Genomic DNA, 21162 nt, shown 5'->3' with positions numbered 1-21162 from the left:
CTGTTTTAAGCCTGTTTGAGACGTTCATTGAGCGTCTCAAGGATCCAGGTATTTACGGAAACCTGCTCCTCCGCAGCGGCGGAGCTAAGACGCTCGCCAAATGACTCAGGATAGCGCAGCGTGAAGGTTTTCATCTTTTCCGGGTGAGCATAAGGCTCAATCCCCGCTTCATGACAATCTGCGAGATACTCCTGTAATGATATCTCGCCCTCCTGTTGTAACCCTTGAATACTATCGGAAACAAAATCGCAATATCCTGATAATCCAAGGAACTTACCGCGGAATGCATTGAGCTCAGGCACGTAATTGATAACGGCAGGCTGGCCGGCAATCTCCATTGAGTTTGGCGTTTTAGGTTTGATCATGGTTTTACCCCTATAGTGATTAACCAATCGCGCACGCTCTCCACGGCGCCTTTGTCAGTATCCGGCGAAGGATGAGGCCTGTGAAAGCTGGCAATGCTGTGGTTCAACAAAAATTTACAGCGCGAGCCGCGTCCTTCTTTAATCTCCCCGCCTAACGCTTTAATTAGCGATTCAATGTCGGCCCATTTAATGCCCTGTGGCACAGGGATTTTAAACAGTTGCTCCAGCGTGTGGTGCTGTTTATTACGTAAAGATAAAACCTGCTGCTCCATCGCCCTGCCCCATGACTTCATCCATTGAAGTCAAGCTAATGATAGCACAAGATGAAGTCAAGCCAAATTCTGATGAAGTTTGTTTATCAACAGTTGATAAACCACATAAACTATACGCTTTGTGAATTATCCCGCTTCGCCAATAATGGCGCCTCATTTAACGATCTCGTTATGGCGAGGCTCCTGCATAAATACAAGTTACCGCCCTGTTGGTATCGAGAGAGACCACTCAGGGAAATACAGGCTTCCATCGAATCAAGGTGTTGCCAAGGTAACTTCTGGCGGTCATGACCGTTCAGATACGTTATGCAGTGCTAAAACCAGGACGTAGGGATCTGCCTGCGCTAACCCTGTCTTGTTCGCCCCTATGAGTGATTTTTTATAGGGATTTTAATCATGTCTTCCATTCAACTCTGCGCCGCCCATCAGGCGACCTCTGGCTTCGACGGCGATGCGATCGCCCAGTACATGCGTACCGATTTTATTACGCTGCAGGAACATCTCAGCGTCCATGAGGCGCGCGAACACTTTATCTCCCAGCTGGACAGCGATGATATTCCCGGCCAGGTGTTTGTCGTCGCCGGCAGGAAACTGCGCGGCAGCCTGTCGGTCAAAAAGCTCCTGCAGGAAGGGGATGTCGGGCAGTCTATCCGCTACCTGATGGACAGCTGCCTGTTTCGCGTCAAACCTGACGACGAGCGCCCGCAGGTGATTGCCGAACTCACCGAGCGCGGCCTCGATCTGGTACCGGTTGTCGATAAAGGCGAGCTGGTCGGCTGCCTGATGGAAAAGGAGATCGCCCATCTGCTGGAGGATGACGTCACCGAAGACGCCCAGCTGCAGGGGGCGACGCTACCGCTGGAAAAACCGTACCTCGAGATCAGCCCGTTGACGCTGTGGAAGAAGCGCTCGGTGTGGCTGCTGCTGCTGTTCGTGGCCGAAGCCTATACCAGCAGCGTGCTGCAGCATTTCGAAGAGGCGCTGGAATCGGCCATCGCCCTCGCCTTCTTTATTCCGCTGCTCATCGGCACCGGCGGCAATAGCGGAACGCAGATCACCTCGACGCTGGTGCGCTCGATGGCGCTGGGGGAAGTGCGGCTGCGCGATATGGGGCGGGTGATCCGCAAAGAGGTGTCGACCTCGTTTCTGATTGCCCTGACCCTGGGTCTGGCGGGCTGCCTGCGCGCCTGGATGATGGGGATTGGCATGGAAATCACGCTGATCGTCAGCCTGACGCTGGTATGTATTACCCTGTGGAGCGCGATTGTCTCGTCGATCATTCCGATGGTGCTTAAGCGGATCGGCATCGACCCAGCGGTGGTTTCCGCGCCGTTTATCGCTACGCTGATTGATGGCACCGGGCTGATTATCTATTTCAAAATCGCCCAGTATTTTCTTGGGTTGAACTGATCAAGTAAGCCCGGGTGCCACAGTACCCGGGCCCTTGGATTACCCTTCCACCAGCGCCTGCGCGCAGGCCCAGGCGCTTGACCACGCCCACTGGAAGTTATAGCCGCCGAGCCAGCCGGTGACGTCCATCACTTCGCCGATAAAGTAGAGACCCGACGCCTTACGCGCCTCCATGGTACGTGACGAAAGTTCGTTAGTATCCACGCCGCCGAGGGTCACCTCCGCCGTCCGGTAGCCTTCGGTGCCGTTCGGCTGCACGCGCCAGGCGGTCAGTGTCTCCACCAGCGTCTGCTGATCGCGAACGTTCAGTTGCTTCAGTGTTACATCAGGTATCTGTCCCAGCTGCTGCAGACACTCCACCAGCCGCTTCGGCAGCTGCATCGCCAGGGTATTTTTCAGGCTCTGGTTGGGATGCGCGCTGCGCTGCTCGTTAAGGAAGTCCTCAAGATTGCAGTCCGGCAACAAGTTAACAGTGACGAACTCGCCGGGCTGCCAGTAGCTGGATATCTGCAGCACCGCCGGCCCGGAAAGGCCACGATGGGTAAACAGCAGATTTTCGCGGAACAGGGTGCCGTTCTCGGCGGTAATGGTAGAAGGCACCGAAACGCCGGAGAGCACCTGAAGCTGCTCGAGCAGCGGCTTATGCAGGGTAAACGGCACCAGCCCGGCGCGGGTCGGCAGTACCTTCAGGCCGAACTGCTCGGCCACCTTGTAGCCAAACGGCGAGGCGCCGAGCCCCGGCATCGACAGACCGCCGGAGGCAATCACCAGCTTTTTGGTCATCAGCGTTTCGCCGTTCACCTGTAGCCGGTAGCCTTGTTCATCTCGCTCGACGCTGAGGATTTCGCTGCGCAGGCGGATCTGCACGTCGCCCTTTTCGCATTCCGCGAGCAGCAGATTGACGATCTGCTCCGCCGAATCATCACAAAACAGCTGGCCGAGCGTCTTCTCATGCCAGGCGATGCCATATTTGCCGACCAGCTCGATAAAGTCCCACTGGGTGTAGCGCGCCAGGGCAGATTTGCAAAAATGCGGGTTTTGGCTCAAATAGGCCGCCGGCTCAACATACATGTTGGTAAAGTTGCAGCGGCCGCCGCCGGACATCAGAATTTTTCGTCCCGGCTTTTTGCCGTTATCGAGCAGCAGGACGCGGCAGCCGAGCTGGCCCGCCTGCGCTGCGCAAAACATTCCTGCCGCTCCGGCGCCAACGACAATGGCATCAAACCTTTCCACACCGCGTTCCTCGTTCCCCAATTGTCGGGTTTTGTAAATATTTCACTCTGGTCACACCAGCGGGAAAAATCCCGCATTAGATACATCATTGAAAGATATAGGATTACTCCCAACAGGGTAAAACCTAAACAGGAAGAAAATCAAAAAAAGTCTATATTTCACTTTGCCCGCGCCGCTAAAGTCACTGATAATGCGCCGCGTTCATGTCCTCAAAATGGCGTAACGTCCTATGCTACATTTATTTGCCGGTCTGGATTTACATACCGGACTATTATTATTGCTTGCTTTAGCTTTTGTACTGTTTTACGAAGCGATTAACGGTTTCCATGATACCGCAAACGCGGTGGCTACGGTTATCTACACTCGCGCAATGCGGTCGCAGCTTGCTGTGGCGATGGCGGCGCTCTTCAACTTCTTCGGCGTTCTGCTGGGCGGTCTCAGCGTAGCCTATGCCATTGTGCATATGCTGCCCACCGATCTGCTGCTTAACATGGGTTCCGCACATGGCCTCGCCATGGTGTTCTCTATGCTGCTGGCGGCGATCATCTGGAACCTCGGCACCTGGTATTTCGGCCTCCCGGCCTCCAGTTCTCACACCCTGATTGGCGCCATCATCGGTATTGGTTTAACCAATGCGCTGATGACCGGTACTTCAGTGGTTGATGCGCTGAATATCCCGAAAGTCATCGGCATTTTTGCTTCGCTTATCATCTCGCCGATCGTCGGTCTGGTGATTGCGGGCGGCCTGATTTTCATTCTCCGTCGCTACTGGAGCGGTACCAAAAAACGCGCGCGTATCCACCTGACCCCCGCAGAGCGTGAAAAGAAAGACGGTAAGAAAAAACCGCCGTTCTGGACCCGTATCGCCCTGATCCTGTCCGCTATCGGCGTGTCGTTCTCCCACGGCGCCAACGATGGGCAGAAAGGCATTGGTCTGGTGATGCTGGTGCTGATTGGCGTCGCCCCGGCGGGCTTCGTGGTGAATATGAACGCCTCCGGTTACGAAATCACTCGTACCCGCGATGCGGTCAACAACGTGGAAACCTTCTTCCAGCAGCGCCCTGACCTGCTGAAGAAAGCCACCGGTGTTGACCAGTTGGTTCCGTCTCCGGATACCAATACCGCGGCCAACGGTGAGTTTCATTGCCATCCAGCAAATACCATCAACGCGCTTGACCGCGTGAAGACTATGCTGACCGGCGTTGAAACCTACGATTCACTGTCACCGGATCAGCGCGGTCAGCTGCGTCGCATTATGCTCTGCATCTCCGACACCACTGATAAAGTGGCGAAGCTGCCGGACGTCAGCGCTGACGACCAGCGTCTGCTGAAGAAACTGAAAACCGATATGCTGAGCACCATCGAGTACGCGCCAATCTGGATTATTATGGCGGTCGCGCTGGCGTTAGGTATCGGCACCATGATCGGCTGGCGCCGCGTGGCGACCACCATCGGCGAGAAGATTGGTAAGAAGGGCATGACCTACGCTCAGGGGATGTCGGCACAGATGACCGCGGCGGTTTCTATCGGCCTGGCGAGCTACACCGGAATGCCGGTTTCCACCACCCACGTGCTCTCCTCCTCGGTAGCGGGGACAATGCTGGTGGATGGCGGTGGTCTGCAGAAAAAGACCGTGACCAGCATCCTGATGGCCTGGGTGTTGACCCTTCCGGCAGCGATTATCCTTTCAGGCGTCCTTTACTGGCTCTCCCTGAAACTGATTTAAACGTCATTCGATCAAAACGGGTCAGCTTGCTGGCCCGTTTTTTTATCCCGAAGATGTCGTTAGTGCCAGATCATCAGCGCAATCAGGCTCACCACCACCAGACCGCACAGCGCGCTGGTCAGGATAAACTGACGACGAACACGTTCGCAGCGACGAATAAATTCATCATCGTGATGGTCACGGTAACGCTGGGCGTAGATATACCACACCAGCCGCATCTGTTTGCTGGGCTGCCCATGCGAGGTAAAAAAGCCGCCGCCATCAACATACTGATAGAGCAAGGGATCGCAACCACGTAGCACCACCAATAATGCACGCAACGATGAGAAGTAGCGTGCCATATTCACCACACAAACGACACACAGGGCCCAAAACAGCGCAATAGTGCTGATCATACCTCCTCCCCGGCGACCCGCCCACGGAGAAATCCTCCGCGGCTACCGCTCCCCAAATAACCCACGACGATACCGTAAAGAGTGCGATTCCGATCACATTTATTTTTCCGACCGGCTCATTAAATAGTGTAGGAGATCCATTAATTTTTTTACCACAAGGTTATTCGTTATCAATACGTAAGACGGATAAATTTGTTTAACTTTTAGGTGAACCCAGTGCATTGACGGAGTGCGGGGGGCGCTATAAGGTAGGAAATATCTTCTACAATGAAGTCCTTAAAGGCTACCCTCCCGCGAATGTAGCACGCAGGACGCGGGCGAAACGGCAGCGCCAGCTGTCAGGTCCAATGGTCATCGACAAACTTATGGAAGGAGTAACACTATGGCTTACAAACATATTCTTATTGCAGTAGACCTGTCCCCGGAGAGTAAAGTACTGGTTGAAAAAGCCGTTTCTATGGCCCGCCCGTATAACGCAAAAGTGTCCCTGATCCACGTGGATGTGAATTACTCCGACCTCTACACCGGGCTGATTGACGTTAACCTCGGCGACATGCAAAAACGCATCTCCGAAGAGACCCATCACGCGCTGACCGAGCTCTCCACCAACGCGGGCTACCCGATCACCGAGACCCTGAGCGGCAGCGGCGACCTCGGCCAGGTGCTGGTCGATGCGATTAAAAAATATGATATGGATCTGGTGGTCTGCGGCCACCATCAGGACTTCTGGAGCAAGCTGATGTCTTCTGCCCGCCAGCTGATCAACACCGTCCATGTCGACATGCTGATCGTCCCGCTGCGCGACGAAGAAGACGAATAACCTTCCCGTGTTATCCGCGTAAGACGCCCGCCGATGCGGGCGTCTTTATTTTCGCTTTCCCCTCACCGCATGGCAGAGATTAAAGCCATAAAATCGCCATTCAATTAGTGTGATCAACCAGTTATTCGCCAAAACATCTATATAATAATCTATTCATTAAGCCAATAACCGCAGCATGGCGAGTTATCAGACATTTTCGGCGCGTTCTGGCATACGCGTTCATACTTTTTGGGAAAGTAAAACAAGGCGAAGGAATATGAATACTACTGCACCTACGGGCTTGCTGCAGCAACCTCGTCCGTTCTTCATGATCTTCTTTGTGGAGCTCTGGGAACGTTTTGGCTATTACGGCGTTCAGGGGATCCTGGCGGTCTTCTTTGTTAAACAGCTGGGCTTCTCTCAGGAACAGGCCTTTATCACCTTCGGCGCCTTCGCGGCGCTGGTTTACGGGCTGATCTCCATCGGCGGCTACGTGGGCGACCATCTGCTGGGGACCAAACGCACGCTGGTGCTTGGCGCCATTGTGCTGGCGATCGGCTACTTTATGACCGGGATGTCGCTGCTGAAACCGCAGCTGATCTTTATCGCTCTCGGCACCATCGCCGTCGGCAACGGTTTGTTTAAAGCCAACCCGGCGAGCCTGTTGTCAAAATGCTATCCGCCTAAAGACGCCCGTCTCGACGGGGCGTTTACCCTGTTTTATATGTCGATAAACATCGGTTCACTGCTGTCGCTCTCGCTGGCGCCGGTGATCGCCGAAAAGTTTGGCTATGCCGTGACCTATAACCTGTGCGGCGCGGGGCTGATTATCGCGCTGCTGGTCTACTTCGCCTGCCGCGGGATGGTGAAAGATATTGGCTCCGAGCCGGATCATCGCCCCCTCAGCCTGCGCAATCTGGCGCTGGTGCTGGCCGGGACGGTGGTAATGATTTTTCTCTGCGCCTGGCTGATGCATAACGTGATGGTCGCCAACCTGGTGCTGATTGTCCTGTCGATCGTGGTCATTGCGTTCTTTTTCCGCGAAGCGTTTCGCCTCGATAAAACCGGACGCAACAAAATGTTCGTCGCCTTTATCCTGATGATCGAGGCGGTGTTGTTCTACATTCTGTATGCCCAGATGCCGACCTCGCTGAACTTCTTCGCCATCAACAACGTCCATCATGAGATCCTGGGCTTTACCATCAATCCGGTCAGCTTCCAGGCGCTCAATCCCTTCTGGGTGGTGGTTGCCAGTCCGGTGCTGGCGGCGATCTACACCCATCTCGGTCACAAAGGGAAAGACCTGACCATGCCGGTGAAGTTTACCCTCGGGATGTTGCTCTGCGCGCTGGGCTTCCTGACCGCCGCAGCCGCCGGGATGTGGTTTGCCGACGCCCAGGGATTAACCTCGCCGTGGTTTATTGTGCTGGTCTATCTGTTCCAGAGCCTGGGCGAACTGCTGATCAGCGCCCTGGGGCTGGCGATGGTTGCCGCGCTGGTGCCGCAGCATCTGATGGGCTTTATTCTGGGGATGTGGTTTCTGACCCAGGCCGCCGCGTTCCTGCTGGGCGGCTATGTGGCGACCTTCACCGCAGTGCCGGAAAACATTACCGATCCGCTGCAGACCTTGCCGGTCTATACCAATGTGTTCAGTAAAATTGGCCTGGTGACACTGGGCGTCACGGTGATGATGGCGCTGATGGTGCCGTGGCTGAACCGGATGATTAATACCCCGGCCAGCGCCGAGTAACCGTTTAAGATGGCCGATCCGCGCTGGCGCCGTTTGTTCAGATATTGCGGTTCCCGGCTTGCGCTACGCTGAGCCGGGCGACAATTCGGTAGCCCGGATAAGGCGCGTTGCGCCGCTATCCGGGAGATACCACCACGGCGTAATATTACTCCGGCGTACCGGCGTAAATATCAAACCGATGCCCTTTGGTCACCACCGCGTTCGGCGTGGCGACCTCCGCCAGCGGCGGCGCGTAATCCGGGCGCTTCACCACCACCCGTTTGGTCGCCAGCTGGCGCGCCGGGGCCAGCAGGCCATCGGCGTCTAAATCGGGCCCCACCAGCGACTGAAAGACGCGCATCTCTTTCTTCACCAGCGCGCTTTTCTGCTTATGCGGGAACATCGGATCGAGGTACACCACCTGCGGACGCGGGGTGATATCGGTCAGCGCCGTCAGGCTGGAGGCGTGGATCAGCTGCAGCCGCTCCTCCAGCCAGCCGCCAATTTCCGCATCGGCATAGCCGCGCGCCAGGCCATCGTCGAGCAGCGCGGCGACCACCGGATTACGCTCCAGCATCCGCACGCGGCAGCCGACCGACGCCAGCACGAAGGCATCGCGTCCCAGCCCGGCGGTGGCGTCGACGACATCCGGCAGGTAATCACCTTTAATACCCACCGCTTTGGCGACCGCTTCACCGCGGCCGCCGCCAAACTTGCGCCGGTGGGCCATCGCCCCGCCGACAAAGTCGACGAAGATGCCGCCAAGTTTGGGCTCATCGCGCTTACGCAGCTCCAGATGCTCCGTCGTCAGCACCAGCGCCATCAGGTTATCTTCATCCTGCTCCAGCCCCCAGCGGGCGGCTAAAACAGATAAGGCGCCGTCTCCGGCGCCTGTTTCATCAATTAAGCAGATCTTCACCGCAGACTTAACCCTTGATCCCGTAGTGCTCCAGCATCGCGTCCAGCTGCGGCTCACGGCCGCGGAAGCGTTTGAACAGCACCATCGGCTCTTCGGAACCGCCGCGGCTCAGGATATTGTCGAGGAACGACTGACCGGTTTCGCGGTTGAAAATCCCCTCTTCTTCGAAGCGTGAGAAGGCGTCTGCCGCCAGCACGTCGGCCCACAGGTAGCTGTAGTAACCTGCCGCATAGCCGCCGGCGAAGATGTGGCTGAACGCATGCGGGAAACGGCCCCAGGTCGGGCCCGGCACCACAGCGACCTGCTTTTTAATCTCGGCCAGGGTCTCAAGAATTTTCGCCCCCTGCTCCGGCTTGTATTCCGCATGCAGGCGGAAATCGAACAGGCCGAACTCCAGCTGGCGCAGAATAAACATCGCCGCCTGGTAGTTTTTCGCCGCCAGCATTTTCTCCAGCAGCTCCTGCGGCAGCGGTTCACCGGTTTCATAATGACCGGAGATAAACGCCAGCGCTTCCGGCTCCCAGCACCAGTTTTCCATAAACTGGCTCGGCAGTTCGACTGCATCCCACGGCACCCCGCTGATGCCGGAAACGCCGGCGGTATCAATGCGGGTCAGCATGTGGTGCAGACCGTGGCCGAACTCGTGGAACAGGGTAATCACTTCGTCGTGGGTGAACAGCGCCGGTTTGCCGTTGACCGGGCGGTTGAAGTTACAGGTCAGGTAGGCGACCGGCTTCTGCAGGGAACCATCCAGTTTACGCATCTGGCCGACACAGTCGTCCATCCACGCCCCGCCGCGTTTATGTTCGCGGGCATACAGGTCAAGATAGAAGCTGCCGCGCAGCTCGTTGTGTTCGTCATACAGCTCGAAGAAGCGCACTTCCGGATGCCACACATCGACATCGGTACGCTCTTTAGCGGTAATGCCGTAAATGCGCTTAACCACTTCGAACAGGCCGTTAACGGCTTTGTTTTCCGGGAAATAGGGGCGGAGCTGCTCATCGCTGATGCTGTAGAGGTGCTGCTTCTGTTTTTCGCTGTAGTAGGCAATGTCCCACGGCTGCAGTTCATCAACGCCAAACTCGGCTTTGGCGAAGGCACGCAGCTGGGCCAGCTCTTTTTCGCCCTGCGGACGGGCGCGTTTTGCCAGGTCGGTGAGGAAGTCGAGCACCTGCTGTGGATCCTCCGCCATTTTGGTGGCGAGGGATTTAAAGGCATAGCTGTCAAAGCCCAGCAGCTGCGCCAGCTCATGGCGCAGAGCGAGGATCTCCGCCATCACCGGGCTGTTATCCCATTTACCGGCGTTCGGCCCCTGATCGGAGGCACGCGTGGAGTAGGCGCGGTACATCTCTTCACGCAGCGCCTGGTTGTCGCAGTAGGTCATCACCGGCAGGTAGCTCGGGATATCCAGGGTCAGCAGATACCCTTCCTGCTCTTTCGCCTGGGCCTGAGCCTGAGTGGCGGCCAGCGCGCTTTCCGGCATACCGGCCAGATCGGCGACGTCGGTCACCAGCTTGTTCCAGCCCATGGTGGCGTCGAGGACGTTGTTGCTGTACTGGTTGCCCAGCTCAGAGAGGCGCGCGGCGATTTCACCGTAGCGTTTCTGCGCCTCCGGCGGCAGGCCAATACCGGATAATTCAAAATCGCGCAGCGCATTATCAACCGCTTTTTTCTGCGCAGTATTCAGCGTGGCGTAGTTATCGCCATCGCGCAGGTCGCGGTAGGCTTTATACAGCCCTTCATGCTGGCCAACCCAGGTACTGTACTCGGAGAGCAGCGGCAGGGTCTGTTCGTAAGCTTCGCGCAGTTCCGGGCTGTTTTTTACCGAATTCAGATGGCTGACTGGCGAGAAGACGCGTCCCAGCACATCGTCCACTTCCGCCAGCGGCTGGCAAAGATTTTCCCAGCTATACGGCGCGCCGTGCGCCACCGCGCTTTCCACCGCGGCCCGGCAATCATCCAGCGCTTTGGTGACCGCAGGGACCACGTGTTCCGGTTTGATCGCAGAAAAAGGCGGCAGGGAAAAAGGCGTCAGTAATGGATTGGTCATATGCGCTGTCCTGTTGAAAAGGGTGAATGAAGCGCGCGTCCGGCGCTTATGCATGAGATCTAGAATGGGGGATAGTTGGGGGAATTTCAATGACGGGCGGTGCGTCATCCTGGGTATTGCTGCGATAAGTCCGCCCGTTGCGGGAAAAGGCCGACACGCGGTGCAGCGTGCCGGAAACCGCATTAATGCCTTTTTTGCGCCATCTCCCAGGCCGCCGACAGATTCAGCCGCTGCCAGAACTGTTGTTCGGGGGTGGTGCCGGAAAGGGGGTAACCCGCCGGCAGCGCGGTGTTGACCATCAACGCCCGACGCTGGGCCGCTGACAGTTGCGGCAGGGCAGCCTCCAGCAGCACTTCCGCCCCCTCAGGCACCTGCAGACGCGGCTGCGGCCCCTTCTGCTGCGGCAGGTCGTAGGTCATGGTGAAACGAGAGAAATCACGCATCGCCGGATCGCGCCAGGGATCGTCTTTCACGCTGCTCTTCGCGCACTCAGCAAGCGATGTGCCGCAGGCTTTCGCCAGCGCGGCGCGCAGCTGATCGCGGGCTTCGTTAAATAATACCCGGTAGTGCGGATCGTTAAGATAGTGGGCCACGTTGCGCTCGGCCACCATCCGCGAGCCGATCACGTCCAGCGGATAGTGGACGCCCAGCACGATGCGCGAGTAGCCATAGCGGGCGCCGCGGGTTACCAGCGCGTCGTAGCGCTCCGGGATCATCGCCGCCAGCAGCAGCGCATCGGTATAGCCGGTGTTGGTGTGGCCGCTGGGGAACGAGCCGCCGTCGGCGGTGTAGGGCTGGTTATCCTTCACCACCACATCGTCAGGCACCAGGTGAATGGTGTTGCCCTGAACCAGAAACGGCCGCGGATTGTTGAAGTGCTTTTTCGCCTCGCCGGTGCTGACCTCCGAGGCTTTGATCAATGCTGCCGCTTTCCCCAGCGCGCCCTGGTCATAGGCGGTCAGAAACGCTTTGCCCAGCCGCGGCCCCAGCGCATCGCTGAGGAAGTAGAGGTAGCTAATCCCTTCCGCATCGGCCAGCGCCTGACGGCGTGTCGTCTGCACGGCATCGCGATTGATGCTAGTCACCGTCGCCAGATTCTGCTTCACGACGGTCTCCGGCAGGGTGCTGAACGCCGACAACAGCGCAATACCCGCCTGCTGGTTGGCCCGGGTCTGGAAGTCATAGCCGCTGGCCTTCAGCCAGGCGGTATCGGCCTGAGTTTTGTTTTGTTTCGTGTGCGCCAGCCGATCGCGGGTCAGCGTGGCGGCATCCCCCTGCAGAGCGTGACGTAGCTGCGTCAGCCCCTGTTGCTCAAGATCGTCATACGCCTGGCTGGAGGCAGCCGGCGTCACGCTATTGGCGAGGGCCGCCGCCCTGTCCAGCGGAATGTCTTTGGCCAGAACCGGTTGCGCCAGCAGCAGCGCGACGGCCAGCAGTGAGAGTTGCCTTTTCATTATTTTTCCTTTTATTCAGATAATTACCTTGCCTGCACCCGACGCTAGCGCGGCCGTTTGACGTTTTTATGACAGCGTTATGTTTTGCAACGCTTTTGGCAGAAATGAAACAGCGCGGCGGCGCAGCGGTAATCTCGGCCGATCTGCGGTAAACTATCGGTTAACTTGTTTACTTCCCGGAATCTCTGTATCCATGCTCAGTTATCGCCACAGCTTTCACGCAGGCAACCACGCCGACGTCCTCAAACACACCGTTCAGAGCCTGATCATCGAAGCGCTGAAAGAGAAAGAAAAACCGTTTCTCTACCTGGACACCCACGCTGGCGCGGGCCGCTATCAGCTGAGCGGCGAGCACGCCGAGCGTACGGGCGAGTATCTCGAAGGCATCGCCCGCATCTGGCAGCAGGACGACCTGCCGGCAGAGCTGGAGCCGTATATTTCCGTGGTCGAACACTTCAACCGTAACGGCCAGCTGCGCTACTACCCGGGCTCGCCGCTGATTGCCCGCCAGCTGCTGCGCGAGCAGGACAGCCTGCAGATGACCGAGCTGCACCCGAGCGACTTCCCGCTGCTGCGCGCTGAATTCCAGAAAGACCGCCGCGCGCGCGTCGATAAAGCCGATGGCTACCAGCAGCTGAAAGCCAAACTGCCGCCGGTATCACGCCGTGGTCTGATTCTGATCGACCCGCCGTATGAAATCAAAACCGACTATCAGGCGGTGGTAACCGGGATCCACGAAGGCTACAAACGCTTCGCCACCGGCACCTACGCCCTGTGGTATCCGGTCGTGCTGCGCGCACAGATCAAACGCATGATCAAAGAGTTAGAAGCCACCGGCATTCGCAAAATTCTGCAAATCGAGCTGGCGGTGCGTCCGGACAGCGACCAGCGCGGCATGACCGCCTCCGGGATGATCGTCATCAACCCGCCGTGGAAGCTGGAGCAGCAGATGAACAATGTGCTGCCGTGGCTGCACAGCAAGCTGGTTCCGGCCGGCACCGGCCACGCCACCGTCAGTTGGATCGTACCGGAGTAATCGCAACCATCGGTGGAACCTTTTAAGCCTCGCGCTACAATCGCGGCAATCAACGATTAAGGACATATGGGCATGAGCAAACATTATGATTACCTCGCCATCGGCGGCGGTAGCGGCGGTATCGCCTCGATTAACCGCGCGGCCATGTACGGCCAGAAGTGCGCGCTGATTGAAGCCAAAGAACTGGGCGGCACCTGCGTCAACGTCGGCTGCGTGCCGAAAAAAGTGATGTGGCATGCGGCGCAGATCCGCGAAGCAATCCACCTGTATGGCCCGGATTACGGTTTCGATACCACCATCAACCATTTCGACTGGGATAAGCTGGTTGCCAGCCGCAGCGCCTATATCGACCGTATTCATACCTCTTACGACAACGTGCTGGGTAAGAATAAAGTTGATGTTATCAAAGGGTTCGCGCGCTTTGTCGATGCCCATACCGTGGAAGTGAACGGCGAGACCATTACCGCCGATCATATCCTGATCGCCACCGGCGGCCGCCCGAGCCACCCGAACATTCCAGGTGTGGAATACGGTATTGATTCCGACGGTTTCTTCGAACTGCCGGCGCTGCCGAAGCGCGTAGCGGTGGTCGGCGCGGGCTATATTGCCGTTGAACTGGCCGGCGTGATTAACGGCCTGGGCGCCGAAACCCACCTGTTCGTGCGTAAACACGCGCCGCTGCGTAGCTTCGATCCGCTGATCGTTGAGACTCTGGTGGAAGTGATGAACGCCGAAGGCCCGCAGTTGCACACGAACGCAATTCCGAAGGCGGTAGTCAAGAATGCCGACGGCAGCCTGACTCTGGCGCTGGAAGATGGCCGCAGCCAGACCGTAGATTGCCTGATTTGGGCGATTGGCCGCGAACCGGCGACCGATAACTTCAATCTGGCGGCAACGGGCGTTAAAACCAACGATAAAGGCTACATCATCGTTGATAAGTTCCAGAACACCAACGTACCGGGCATCTACGCGGTGGGCGATAATACCGGCGCCGTCGAGCTGACGCCGGTCGCCGTGGCCGCAGGCCGTCGTCTGTCCGAACGCCTGTTTAACAACAAGCCGGAAGAGCACCTCGACTACAGCAATATCCCGACCGTGGTCTTCAGCCACCCGCCAATCGGCACCGTCGGCTTAACCGAGCCGCAGGCGCGCGAGCAGTACGGCGACGACGCCGTGAAGGTGTACAAATCGTCCTTCACCGCAATGTTTACCGCCGTGACCTCTCACCGCCAGCCGTGCCGCATGAAGCTGGTGTGCGTCGGCCCGGAAGAGAAGATTGTCGGTATTCACGGTATCGGCTTCGGAATGGATGAGATGCTGCAGGGCTTTGCGGTAGCGCTGAAAATGGGCGCCACCAAAAAAGACTTCGACAATACCGTCGCCATTCACCCGACGGCGGCGGAAGAGTTCGTCACCATGCGCTAAGACGCGATCGCCGGATGATAAAAAGAAGCCCCAGGGGCTTCTTTTTTTATGTTCAGGCCACGCCGTTATTGCCGTGGCGCATAAACGCCGGGCGCTGGTTGAGCGCCATATACCAGCGTTCCACGGCCGGCATCTCCGGATGGGCAAAAGGGGTCATCTTCCAGCGATGCACCGACAGCCCCAGCACGATATCGGCGAGAGTGAAGCGCTCGCCGGCTATCCACGCCCCGGTACGCTGCAGTTGCGCTTCGACAATGCGCACGCAGTGGGTCCAGGTGGCAATACTCTCTTTAATCGCCGCCGGATCCTGAAAGCGCGGATCTTTACGCACCAGCCCCATAAAGGCATGGCGCCAGGCAGTGTTAAACTCGGTCGCCTGCCAGTCCATCCAGTGCTCCACCTCGGCGGCGGGCTGTGGCTCGGCGGGCAGCAGATCCCAGCGCTCCGCTTTCCGCGCCAGATAGCGGCAGATACTGTTCGACTCCCAGAGCACGAAGTCACCGTCCAGCAGCACCGGCACCAGGCTGTTAGGATTCAGGCGCTGAAACTCAGGCGTATCCAGAGGCTTAAATCCGCTGCCGTAATCCTCCTGCTGGTACGCCAGCCCGGCTTCCTCGCAGGTCCACAACACTTTCCGTACATTGATTGAAGAGCGTTTGCCCAGAATTGTTAGCATTGTCAGCGATTCCTCAGCCATAAAAGAGAGATCTTTCACTCTACTCTATTGTCAGCCTTGCCAGCCAGCAACAAGGCAGAGTAGTGGATAATGTGTATAGTTGATTCCAGCCTGTTTGCCGAAAAGGAACCCGACATGTTGACCCCTTTTACCGTTTTGATGCCCGCAAATATTCGTTTTGGCCGTGGTCAGGCCCTGAGCGCTGCCCCCTGGCTGGCGCAGCAGGGCGGCCCCATTCTGCTGGTGCATGGCGCCAGCCCGCAGCGGGCGGCGTTTCTGCGCCATCAGCTGGAGGCGCTGCAGCTGGAGGTCACGACGCTGGCGATAAGCCGCGAACCCTGGCTTATCGATATCGAGCAGGGCGTCCAGCTGGCGCGCGAGAAAGGCGTCCGGGCAGTGGTCAGCCTCGGCGGCGGCGCGGTGATTGACACCGGTAAGGCGATTGCGGCGCTGGTGCCCGCCGCCGGCCCGCTGGTCGACTATCTGGAGGTGGTGGGAACGGGTCGTCAGCTGGAAGCCAGTCCGCTGCCGTTCGTGGCGATCCCGACCACCGCCGGGACGGGCGCGGAGGTCACCAAAAATGCGGTGATCAACGTCCCGGAACAACAGCGGAAAGTGAGCCTGCGCGACGACCGAATGCTGCCTGACCTGGCGATTGTCGACCCGGCGCTGACCGACAACGCGCCGCGGAGCATCACCCTGAGCTCCGGCCTCGATGCCCTGACCCAGGTGATCGAACCCTGGCTCTGCAGCCGGGCCACTCCCTTCACCGATGCCCTCTGCCAGCAGGCGATCCCGCGGGGCATCCGCGCGCTGAAAATTCTGATGGAACAAGAGTGTCCGACCAGCCGCGACGAGATGGCCTGGGTCAGCCTGTGCGGTGGACTGGCGCTGGCGAACGCCGGGCTGGGGGTGATCCACGGCCTCGCCGGCCCGCTGGGCGGCCTGAGCTGCGCCTCGCACGGTGCTTTATGCGGCAGCCTGCTGCCGTTTGGCCTGGCGCTCAATGAGTCGCAGATAAGCGACCCTGCCCTGCGCCAGCGCTTCAACGACGTTCGCCGCTGGCTGGCCGACGGGCTGGACGTCCCTGTGGATCGGGTCTGGGACAGTCTGCGGGAATGGAGCCATCGCGCCGGCCTTGGCACCCTGCGCGACCTCGGCGTAGCGCGCGATGCGCTGGAACCGGCGGCGCTGGCCGCCAGCAGCTCCTCATCGATGAAGGCCAACCCGGTCAGCCTGAGCGGCGAACAGCTGCTGGAGATGCTGGAGGCGGCGTGGGAGTGAGCGCCCCGGGATAAAATTTTGTTGCATAATGAATGCTCCGAATTTCATCTGTGCCAGGATGTACAATTTTTAATTACTTATCAACAGCATACTTTAAAATGACAGCTTTTCTTCTCGGCGGAAAAGCGTGATCTCACGCACAGTTTGCTTCACACTCACCGAAGCGACTGTCTACGCTTAATAGACAAGGCCGGGTATGCCCGGCCCCGAACTCACGCTATCCGGAGGTCCGTATCGCTATGTTCAGCCAGAAATTACGCCACGTTGAAGACGACGAGTTAAGGATCGACATCGATCCCTGCTACGAAGCCGATCCGTACGAATTAAAGCTGGATGAGATGATAGACGCTGAACCGGAGCCTGAGGTGATCGAGGGGCTTCCGGCGTCCGATGCCCTTACCCCGGCGGATCGCTATCTTGAGCTGTTTACCAACGTGCAGAAATCACGCATCTTTGCCGACAGCAAAACCTTCCCCGACTGCGCGCCGAAACACGATCCGCTGGACATCCTGCGCAACTACCGCAAGGTCAAACGTCAGCCCGACTTCGACCTGCGACAGTTCGTGGAAGACAACTTCTGGCTGCCGGAGAACCAGACCGACGTCTACACCTCGGACCCCAGCCTGACGCTGAAAGAGCACATCGATAAGCTGTGGCCGGTGCTGACCCGCGAGCCTCAGGATCATATCCCCTGGTCGTCGCTACTGGCGCTGCCGCAGGCCTATATTGTGCCTGGCGGTCGCTTTAGCGAAACCTATTACTGGGACTCTTATTTCACCATGCTGGGGCTGGCGGAGAGCGGCCGGGAAGATCTGCTGAAATGCATGGCCGATAACTTTGCCTGGCTGATTGAAACCTACGGTCACATTCCGAACGGCAACCGCACCTACTACCTCAGCCGATCGCAGCCGCCGGTGTTTGCCCTGATGGTCGAACTCTTTGAAGAGGATGGCGTGCGCGGCGCGAAGCGCTATCTGGACCATCTGAAGATGGAGCACGCCTTCTGGATGGACGGCGCCGAGTCGTTGATCCCGCACCAGGCGTATCGCCACGTGGTGCGTATGCCGGATGGCTCCCTGCTCAATCGCTACTGGGACGACCGGGACACGCCGCGGGATGAGTCCTGGCGCGAGGACGTGGAGACCGCCCGACACTCCGGGCGGCCCGCCAATGAAGTGTACCGCGACCTGCGGGCGGGCGCCGCGTCCGGCTGGGACTACTCCAGCCGCTGGCTGCGGGATATCACGCGGCTGGCCAGCATCCGCACGACGCAGTTTATCCCCATCGACCTGAACGCCTTCCTGTTCAAGCTGGAGACGACCATCGCCAATCTCTCCGGCCTGAAGGGCGATCGCGAGACAGAGGCGGCCTTCCGCCAGAAGGCTCAGGATCGGCGGGCGGCGGTCAACCGCTATCTGTGGGATGATGAGAACGGCTGTTTCCGCGATTATGACTGGCGCCGTGAACAGCTGGCGCTGTTTTCCGCGGCCAGCATCGTCACCCTTTACGTCGGCCTGGCGACTCACGAGCAGGCAGAACGCCTTGCCGATGCGGTGCGGGCCCGCCTGCTCACCCCCGGGGGGATCATGGCCACCGAATATGAAAGCGGTGAGCAGTGGGATAAACCTAACGGCTGGGCGCCGCTGCAGTGGATGGCGATCCAGGGATTTAAACGTTACGGCCAGGATCCGCTGGGGGATGAGATTGCCTGGAGCTGGCTGCAGACGGTCAATCACTTTTACAAGCAGCATCACAAGCTGATTGAGAAATACCATATTGCCACCGGCGTCCCGCATGAGGGTGGCGGCGGGGAGTATCCCCTGCAGGATGGCTTTGGCTGGACCAACGGCGTGGTGCGCCGACTGATTGGCCTGTACGGTGAGCCAACCTAGTCGGGCTGTTCCCGGCGGCTTTCTCCTGCTATGTTCAGAGGATTCGCCCTGCCTGGAATGACGCTTATGCCTGAACTCCTGACGCCGCGCCTGCGCTGCTCACCGCTGCAGCTGGACGACTGGTCGTTTTTTCTTTCCCTGCAGCAGGATCCGCAGGTCATGCTCTACGTCGCCGACCCCCGGCCGCAGGCGGCCATCCGCGAGGCGTTCGATTCGCGGCTGCCGCCGTGGGCGCCGGGGGATGAACACTGGCTGTGCCTGGTGGTGCGCGACAGGCTCACCCATACCCCGCTCGGCCTGACCGGTTACCAGCATCATCAGCGCGACATTGCCGAGGTCGGCTTTCTCTTCGCTCCGGCGGCGCAGGGCCGGGGCTACGGCTACGAATCGCTGCGCGCGCTGTGCGACTACGCCTTTGCCACCGGCGGCGTCCGCCGCCTGACCGCCAGCGTCACCGCCGGCAACGAGGCGTCTAAGCAGTTGTTGCTCAAAGCCGGCTTCCGGCTGGAGGGGGAGTTGCGGGAGAACTACTGGCTGAACGGCCGCTGGCACAATGACTGGCTGTTCGGTCGGCTGCGTGGGGAGGGCGATGCGCCGTAGCGCACCGCCCGGCGTCAGTCTGGCTCAGAGGAACATCCCGCCCGAGACTTCCACGCGCTGCGCGTTCATCCACGCCAGCTCATCGCTGAGCAGGGCGGCGATGGCGTCGCCGATATCATCCGGCAGCCCGACGCGCCCCAGCGCGGTCTGGGCGGCGATATGCCGATTCACCTCGGCGTTATCGCGCACCACGCCGCCGCCAAAGTCGGTCTCGATGGCTCCCGGCGCAATGATATTCACCGAAATACCGCGCCCGCCCAGCTCTTTCGCCTGATAGCGGGTCAGGACCTCCATCGCCCCCTTCATCGCGGCGTAGGCCGCATAGCCCGGCAGGGCAAAGCGCGCCAGGCCGCTGGAAACGTTGAGGATCCGTCCCCCGTCCTGCAGGAGGGGCAGCAGCCGCTGGGTCAGGAAAAATGGCCCTTTGAACTGGATGTTCATCAGCTCGTCAAACTGCGCTTCGCTGGTCTCGGCGAAGGGGACGTTAAGGCCGATCCCGGCGTTGTTCAGTAAATAATCAAAGGTGGTTCGCCCCCACTTCTGCGCCAGCACCTGCGCCACCTCGCTGGCGAAAGCGTCGAATGTTGAAGAATCGCCGACGTTCAGCGCTAATGCCGCCGCTTTGACCCCTTTTTGCTCAATCTCCGCCACCACATCGAGGGCCGCCTGGCGGTTGCTGTGGTAAGTCAGAAGAATATCGGTTCCCTTCGCCGCCAGCTTCAACGCGGCGTTTTTACCCAGACCGCGGCTGCCGCCGGTCACTAAAGCGATACGTTGTGTCATCAGAAGACCCCTTTCAGGTTGCGTTGTGATTGTGTTCTAGCTTATTAACTGCCAGTGAAACAATAAATACGCTACATTACGTTTTACTGTTTCATTCATAACAACAATAGGCGATCGGCATGGATAAAATTCATGCAATGCAGTTATTCATTCGCGTAGCGGATCTGGAGAGTTTTTCCCGCGCCGCCGAGACCCTGGCGCTGCCGAAAGGCAGCGTCTCGCGGCAGATTCAGGCCCTGGAAAGCCATCTTGGCGTGCGGCTCCTGCACCGTACCACCCGTCGGGTTCAGCTCACCCAGGATGGGATGGTCTACTACGAGCGGGCGAAGGATCTGCTGAGCAACCTCGACGAACTGGACGGCATGTTCCAGCACGATCCGGCGAGCATCAGCGGCCGGCTGCGGGTGGATATGCCGGTCGGTTTTGCTAAAAAACTGGTGATCCCTCATCTGCCGACTTTTTTACAGCAGTATCCGGGCATCGAACTGGAGCTGAGCAGCAGCGACCGGCTGGTGGACGTGATCCGCGAGGGGTTTGACTGCGTGGTACGCGTCGGCGCGCTCAAAGACTCAGGGCTTATCGCCCGCCCACTGGGCAAGCTGACGCAAATTAACTGCGCCAGCCCGGACTACCTTGCGCGATTTGGCTATCCGCAATCCCTTGAGGATCTGGCGGATCATGCCCTGATCCACTACGCCAGCACCCTCGGGGTCCGTCCCCCCGGCTTTGAGGTGGTGATCGATGGCGCGGTGCGCTGGGTAAAAACCGGCGGCATATTGACAGTCAACAGTACGGAAACCTATCAGGCAGCCTGTATCGCCGGGCTGGGGATCATTCAGGTGCCGCGTACCGGCGTGCGCGAGGCGTTACGCGCCGGCGACCTGACGGAGATCCTGCCCCAGTACCGCGCCGAGCCGCTGCCGGTCTCGCTTATCTACCCCCATCGGCGCAATCTCTCCCGTCGCGTACATCTGTTTATGGAGTGGCTGGGCGGGCTGATGAAAGCGTATGTCGATTGATCCCCGCGGATGGTGAACGGGTGGCGGGTAGATGCGTTCCTGCAGGATACGCCATTTAAGGTATACTTTTTGCTGAATCTCGCGGTAAAAAAGGA

Annotated in this window: 19 protein-coding genes and 1 riboswitch; of the genes, 10 read left to right on the top strand and 9 right to left on the bottom strand. The window is 58.8% G+C overall.

The window, feature by feature from the left end:
- Nucleotides 1–5: 5 nt before the first annotated feature.
- Together HMPREF3142_RS10915 and HMPREF3142_RS10910 are read right to left on the bottom strand one after the other, a co-directional pair.
- Nucleotides 6–365, bottom strand: a complete 360-nt coding sequence (locus HMPREF3142_RS10915) for a type II toxin-antitoxin system HicB family antitoxin (RefSeq protein ID WP_004181489.1) — start codon at nt 363–365, stop codon at nt 6–8.
- Complete coding sequence (locus HMPREF3142_RS10910; RefSeq protein ID WP_023323362.1) at nt 362–637, bottom strand: type II toxin-antitoxin system HicA family toxin; 276 nt, start codon at nt 635–637, stop codon at nt 362–364. Before HMPREF3142_RS10910 ends, HMPREF3142_RS10915 begins: the two co-directional genes overlap by 4 nt.
- Nucleotides 638–795: 158 nt before the next feature.
- Nucleotides 796–977, top strand: a riboswitch (M-box (ykoK) riboswitch).
- Between the two features lie 56 nt (nt 978–1033).
- Between HMPREF3142_RS10910 and HMPREF3142_RS10905 the strand changes: the two genes are divergently transcribed.
- On the top strand, nt 1034–2047 hold the full coding sequence (locus HMPREF3142_RS10905) for a magnesium transporter (RefSeq protein WP_023323363.1): 1014 nt from the start codon (nt 1034–1036) through the stop codon (nt 2045–2047).
- Nucleotides 2048–2086: 39 nt separating this feature from the next.
- Here HMPREF3142_RS10905 and HMPREF3142_RS10900 read toward each other — a convergent pair whose 3' ends face one another.
- Nucleotides 2087–3280: a BaiN/RdsA family NAD(P)/FAD-dependent oxidoreductase gene (locus tag HMPREF3142_RS10900; protein WP_012967106.1), complete on the bottom strand. Its 1194-nt coding sequence runs from the start codon at nt 3278–3280 to the stop codon at nt 2087–2089.
- 229 nt (nt 3281–3509) lie between these two features.
- Between HMPREF3142_RS10900 and pitA the strand changes: the two genes are divergently transcribed.
- Entirely contained in the window at nt 3510–5006 is a 1497-nt protein-coding gene (gene pitA / locus HMPREF3142_RS10895; RefSeq protein ID WP_008806938.1) for an inorganic phosphate transporter PitA, read from the top strand.
- 59 nt (nt 5007–5065) lie between these two features.
- On the opposite strand, the gene uspB is transcribed toward pitA, so the two are convergent.
- The gene (gene uspB / locus HMPREF3142_RS10890; RefSeq protein WP_002921203.1) at nt 5066–5401 is read right to left on the bottom strand and encodes a universal stress protein UspB; all 336 of its coding nucleotides are present in this window, start codon (nt 5399–5401) and stop codon (nt 5066–5068) included.
- 382 nt (nt 5402–5783) lie between these two features.
- Between uspB and uspA the strand changes: the two genes are divergently transcribed.
- Both uspA and dtpB read left to right on the top strand, forming a co-directional pair.
- Nucleotides 5784–6221 carry a universal stress protein UspA gene (gene uspA / locus HMPREF3142_RS10885; RefSeq protein ID WP_004145166.1) on the top strand — a complete coding sequence of 146 codons (438 nt, stop codon included), beginning with the start codon at nt 5784–5786 and terminating at the stop codon, nt 6219–6221.
- A gap of 256 nt (nt 6222–6477) precedes the next feature.
- Complete coding sequence (gene dtpB, locus HMPREF3142_RS10880; RefSeq protein ID WP_038421880.1) at nt 6478–7950, top strand: dipeptide/tripeptide permease DtpB; 1473 nt, start codon at nt 6478–6480, stop codon at nt 7948–7950.
- Nucleotides 7951–8095: 145 nt separating this feature from the next.
- Here the strand turns inward: dtpB and rsmJ are convergent, their stop codons facing one another.
- From rsmJ to HMPREF3142_RS10865, 3 genes are all read right to left on the bottom strand, one after another.
- Entirely contained in the window at nt 8096–8848 is a 753-nt protein-coding gene (rsmJ, locus tag HMPREF3142_RS10875) for a 16S rRNA (guanine(1516)-N(2))-methyltransferase RsmJ (RefSeq protein WP_022066426.1), read from the bottom strand.
- Between the two features lie 7 nt (nt 8849–8855).
- On the bottom strand, nt 8856–10898 hold the full coding sequence (gene prlC, locus HMPREF3142_RS10870; protein WP_070612069.1) for an oligopeptidase A: 2043 nt from the start codon (nt 10896–10898) through the stop codon (nt 8856–8858).
- A 182-nt stretch (nt 10899–11080) separates the two neighbouring features.
- The gene (locus HMPREF3142_RS10865; RefSeq protein ID WP_022066427.1) at nt 11081–12352 is read right to left on the bottom strand and encodes an acid phosphatase; all 1272 of its coding nucleotides are present in this window, start codon (nt 12350–12352) and stop codon (nt 11081–11083) included.
- 193 nt (nt 12353–12545) lie between these two features.
- Here HMPREF3142_RS10865 and HMPREF3142_RS10860 point away from each other — a divergent pair, with 193 nt between their 5' ends.
- A complete protein-coding gene (locus HMPREF3142_RS10860; protein WP_012967103.1) occupies nt 12546–13388 on the top strand; it encodes a 23S rRNA (adenine(2030)-N(6))-methyltransferase RlmJ in 843 nt (280 codons plus the stop codon).
- 72 nt (nt 13389–13460) lie between these two features.
- Nucleotides 13461–14813, top strand: a complete 1353-nt coding sequence (gene gorA / locus HMPREF3142_RS10855) for a glutathione-disulfide reductase (RefSeq protein WP_070612068.1) — start codon at nt 13461–13463, stop codon at nt 14811–14813.
- A gap of 52 nt (nt 14814–14865) precedes the next feature.
- Here gorA and HMPREF3142_RS10850 read toward each other — a convergent pair whose 3' ends face one another.
- Nucleotides 14866–15489: a glutathione S-transferase family protein gene (locus HMPREF3142_RS10850; RefSeq protein ID WP_012540364.1), complete on the bottom strand. Its 624-nt coding sequence runs from the start codon at nt 15487–15489 to the stop codon at nt 14866–14868.
- 135 nt (nt 15490–15624) lie between these two features.
- Between HMPREF3142_RS10850 and HMPREF3142_RS10845 the strand changes: the two genes are divergently transcribed.
- The 3 genes from HMPREF3142_RS10845 to HMPREF3142_RS10835 all read left to right on the top strand — a co-directional run bounded on the left by HMPREF3142_RS10845 (nt 15625) and on the right by HMPREF3142_RS10835 (nt 19265).
- On the top strand, nt 15625–16773 hold the full coding sequence (locus HMPREF3142_RS10845; protein WP_070612067.1) for an iron-containing alcohol dehydrogenase: 1149 nt from the start codon (nt 15625–15627) through the stop codon (nt 16771–16773).
- Nucleotides 16774–17012: 239 nt separating this feature from the next.
- Nucleotides 17013–18665 (top strand): alpha,alpha-trehalase, encoded by a 1653-nt coding sequence (locus HMPREF3142_RS10840; protein ID WP_008806929.1) that lies wholly within the window; start codon nt 17013–17015, stop codon nt 18663–18665.
- A gap of 66 nt (nt 18666–18731) precedes the next feature.
- Entirely contained in the window at nt 18732–19265 is a 534-nt protein-coding gene (locus tag HMPREF3142_RS10835; protein ID WP_023298314.1) for a GNAT family N-acetyltransferase, read from the top strand.
- 24 nt (nt 19266–19289) lie between these two features.
- On the opposite strand, the gene HMPREF3142_RS10830 is transcribed toward HMPREF3142_RS10835, so the two are convergent.
- Nucleotides 19290–20048, bottom strand: a complete 759-nt coding sequence (locus tag HMPREF3142_RS10830; protein WP_032736512.1) for an SDR family NAD(P)-dependent oxidoreductase — start codon at nt 20046–20048, stop codon at nt 19290–19292.
- Nucleotides 20049–20167: 119 nt separating this feature from the next.
- Between HMPREF3142_RS10830 and HMPREF3142_RS10825 the strand changes: the two genes are divergently transcribed.
- Nucleotides 20168–21067 carry a LysR family transcriptional regulator gene (locus HMPREF3142_RS10825; RefSeq protein ID WP_012967098.1) on the top strand — a complete coding sequence of 300 codons (900 nt, stop codon included), beginning with the start codon at nt 20168–20170 and terminating at the stop codon, nt 21065–21067.
- The last annotated feature ends 95 nt before the right edge of the window (nt 21068–21162 follow it).

The sequence above is a fragment of the Klebsiella sp. HMSC16C06 genome (assembly GCF_001808325.1).
In the GTDB taxonomy this organism is placed as follows: Bacteria; Pseudomonadota; Gammaproteobacteria; order Enterobacterales; family Enterobacteriaceae; genus Klebsiella; species Klebsiella variicola.
The sequence above is the reverse complement of the archived record's forward strand: the minus strand, read 5'-3'. Positions and strand labels throughout refer to the sequence as shown.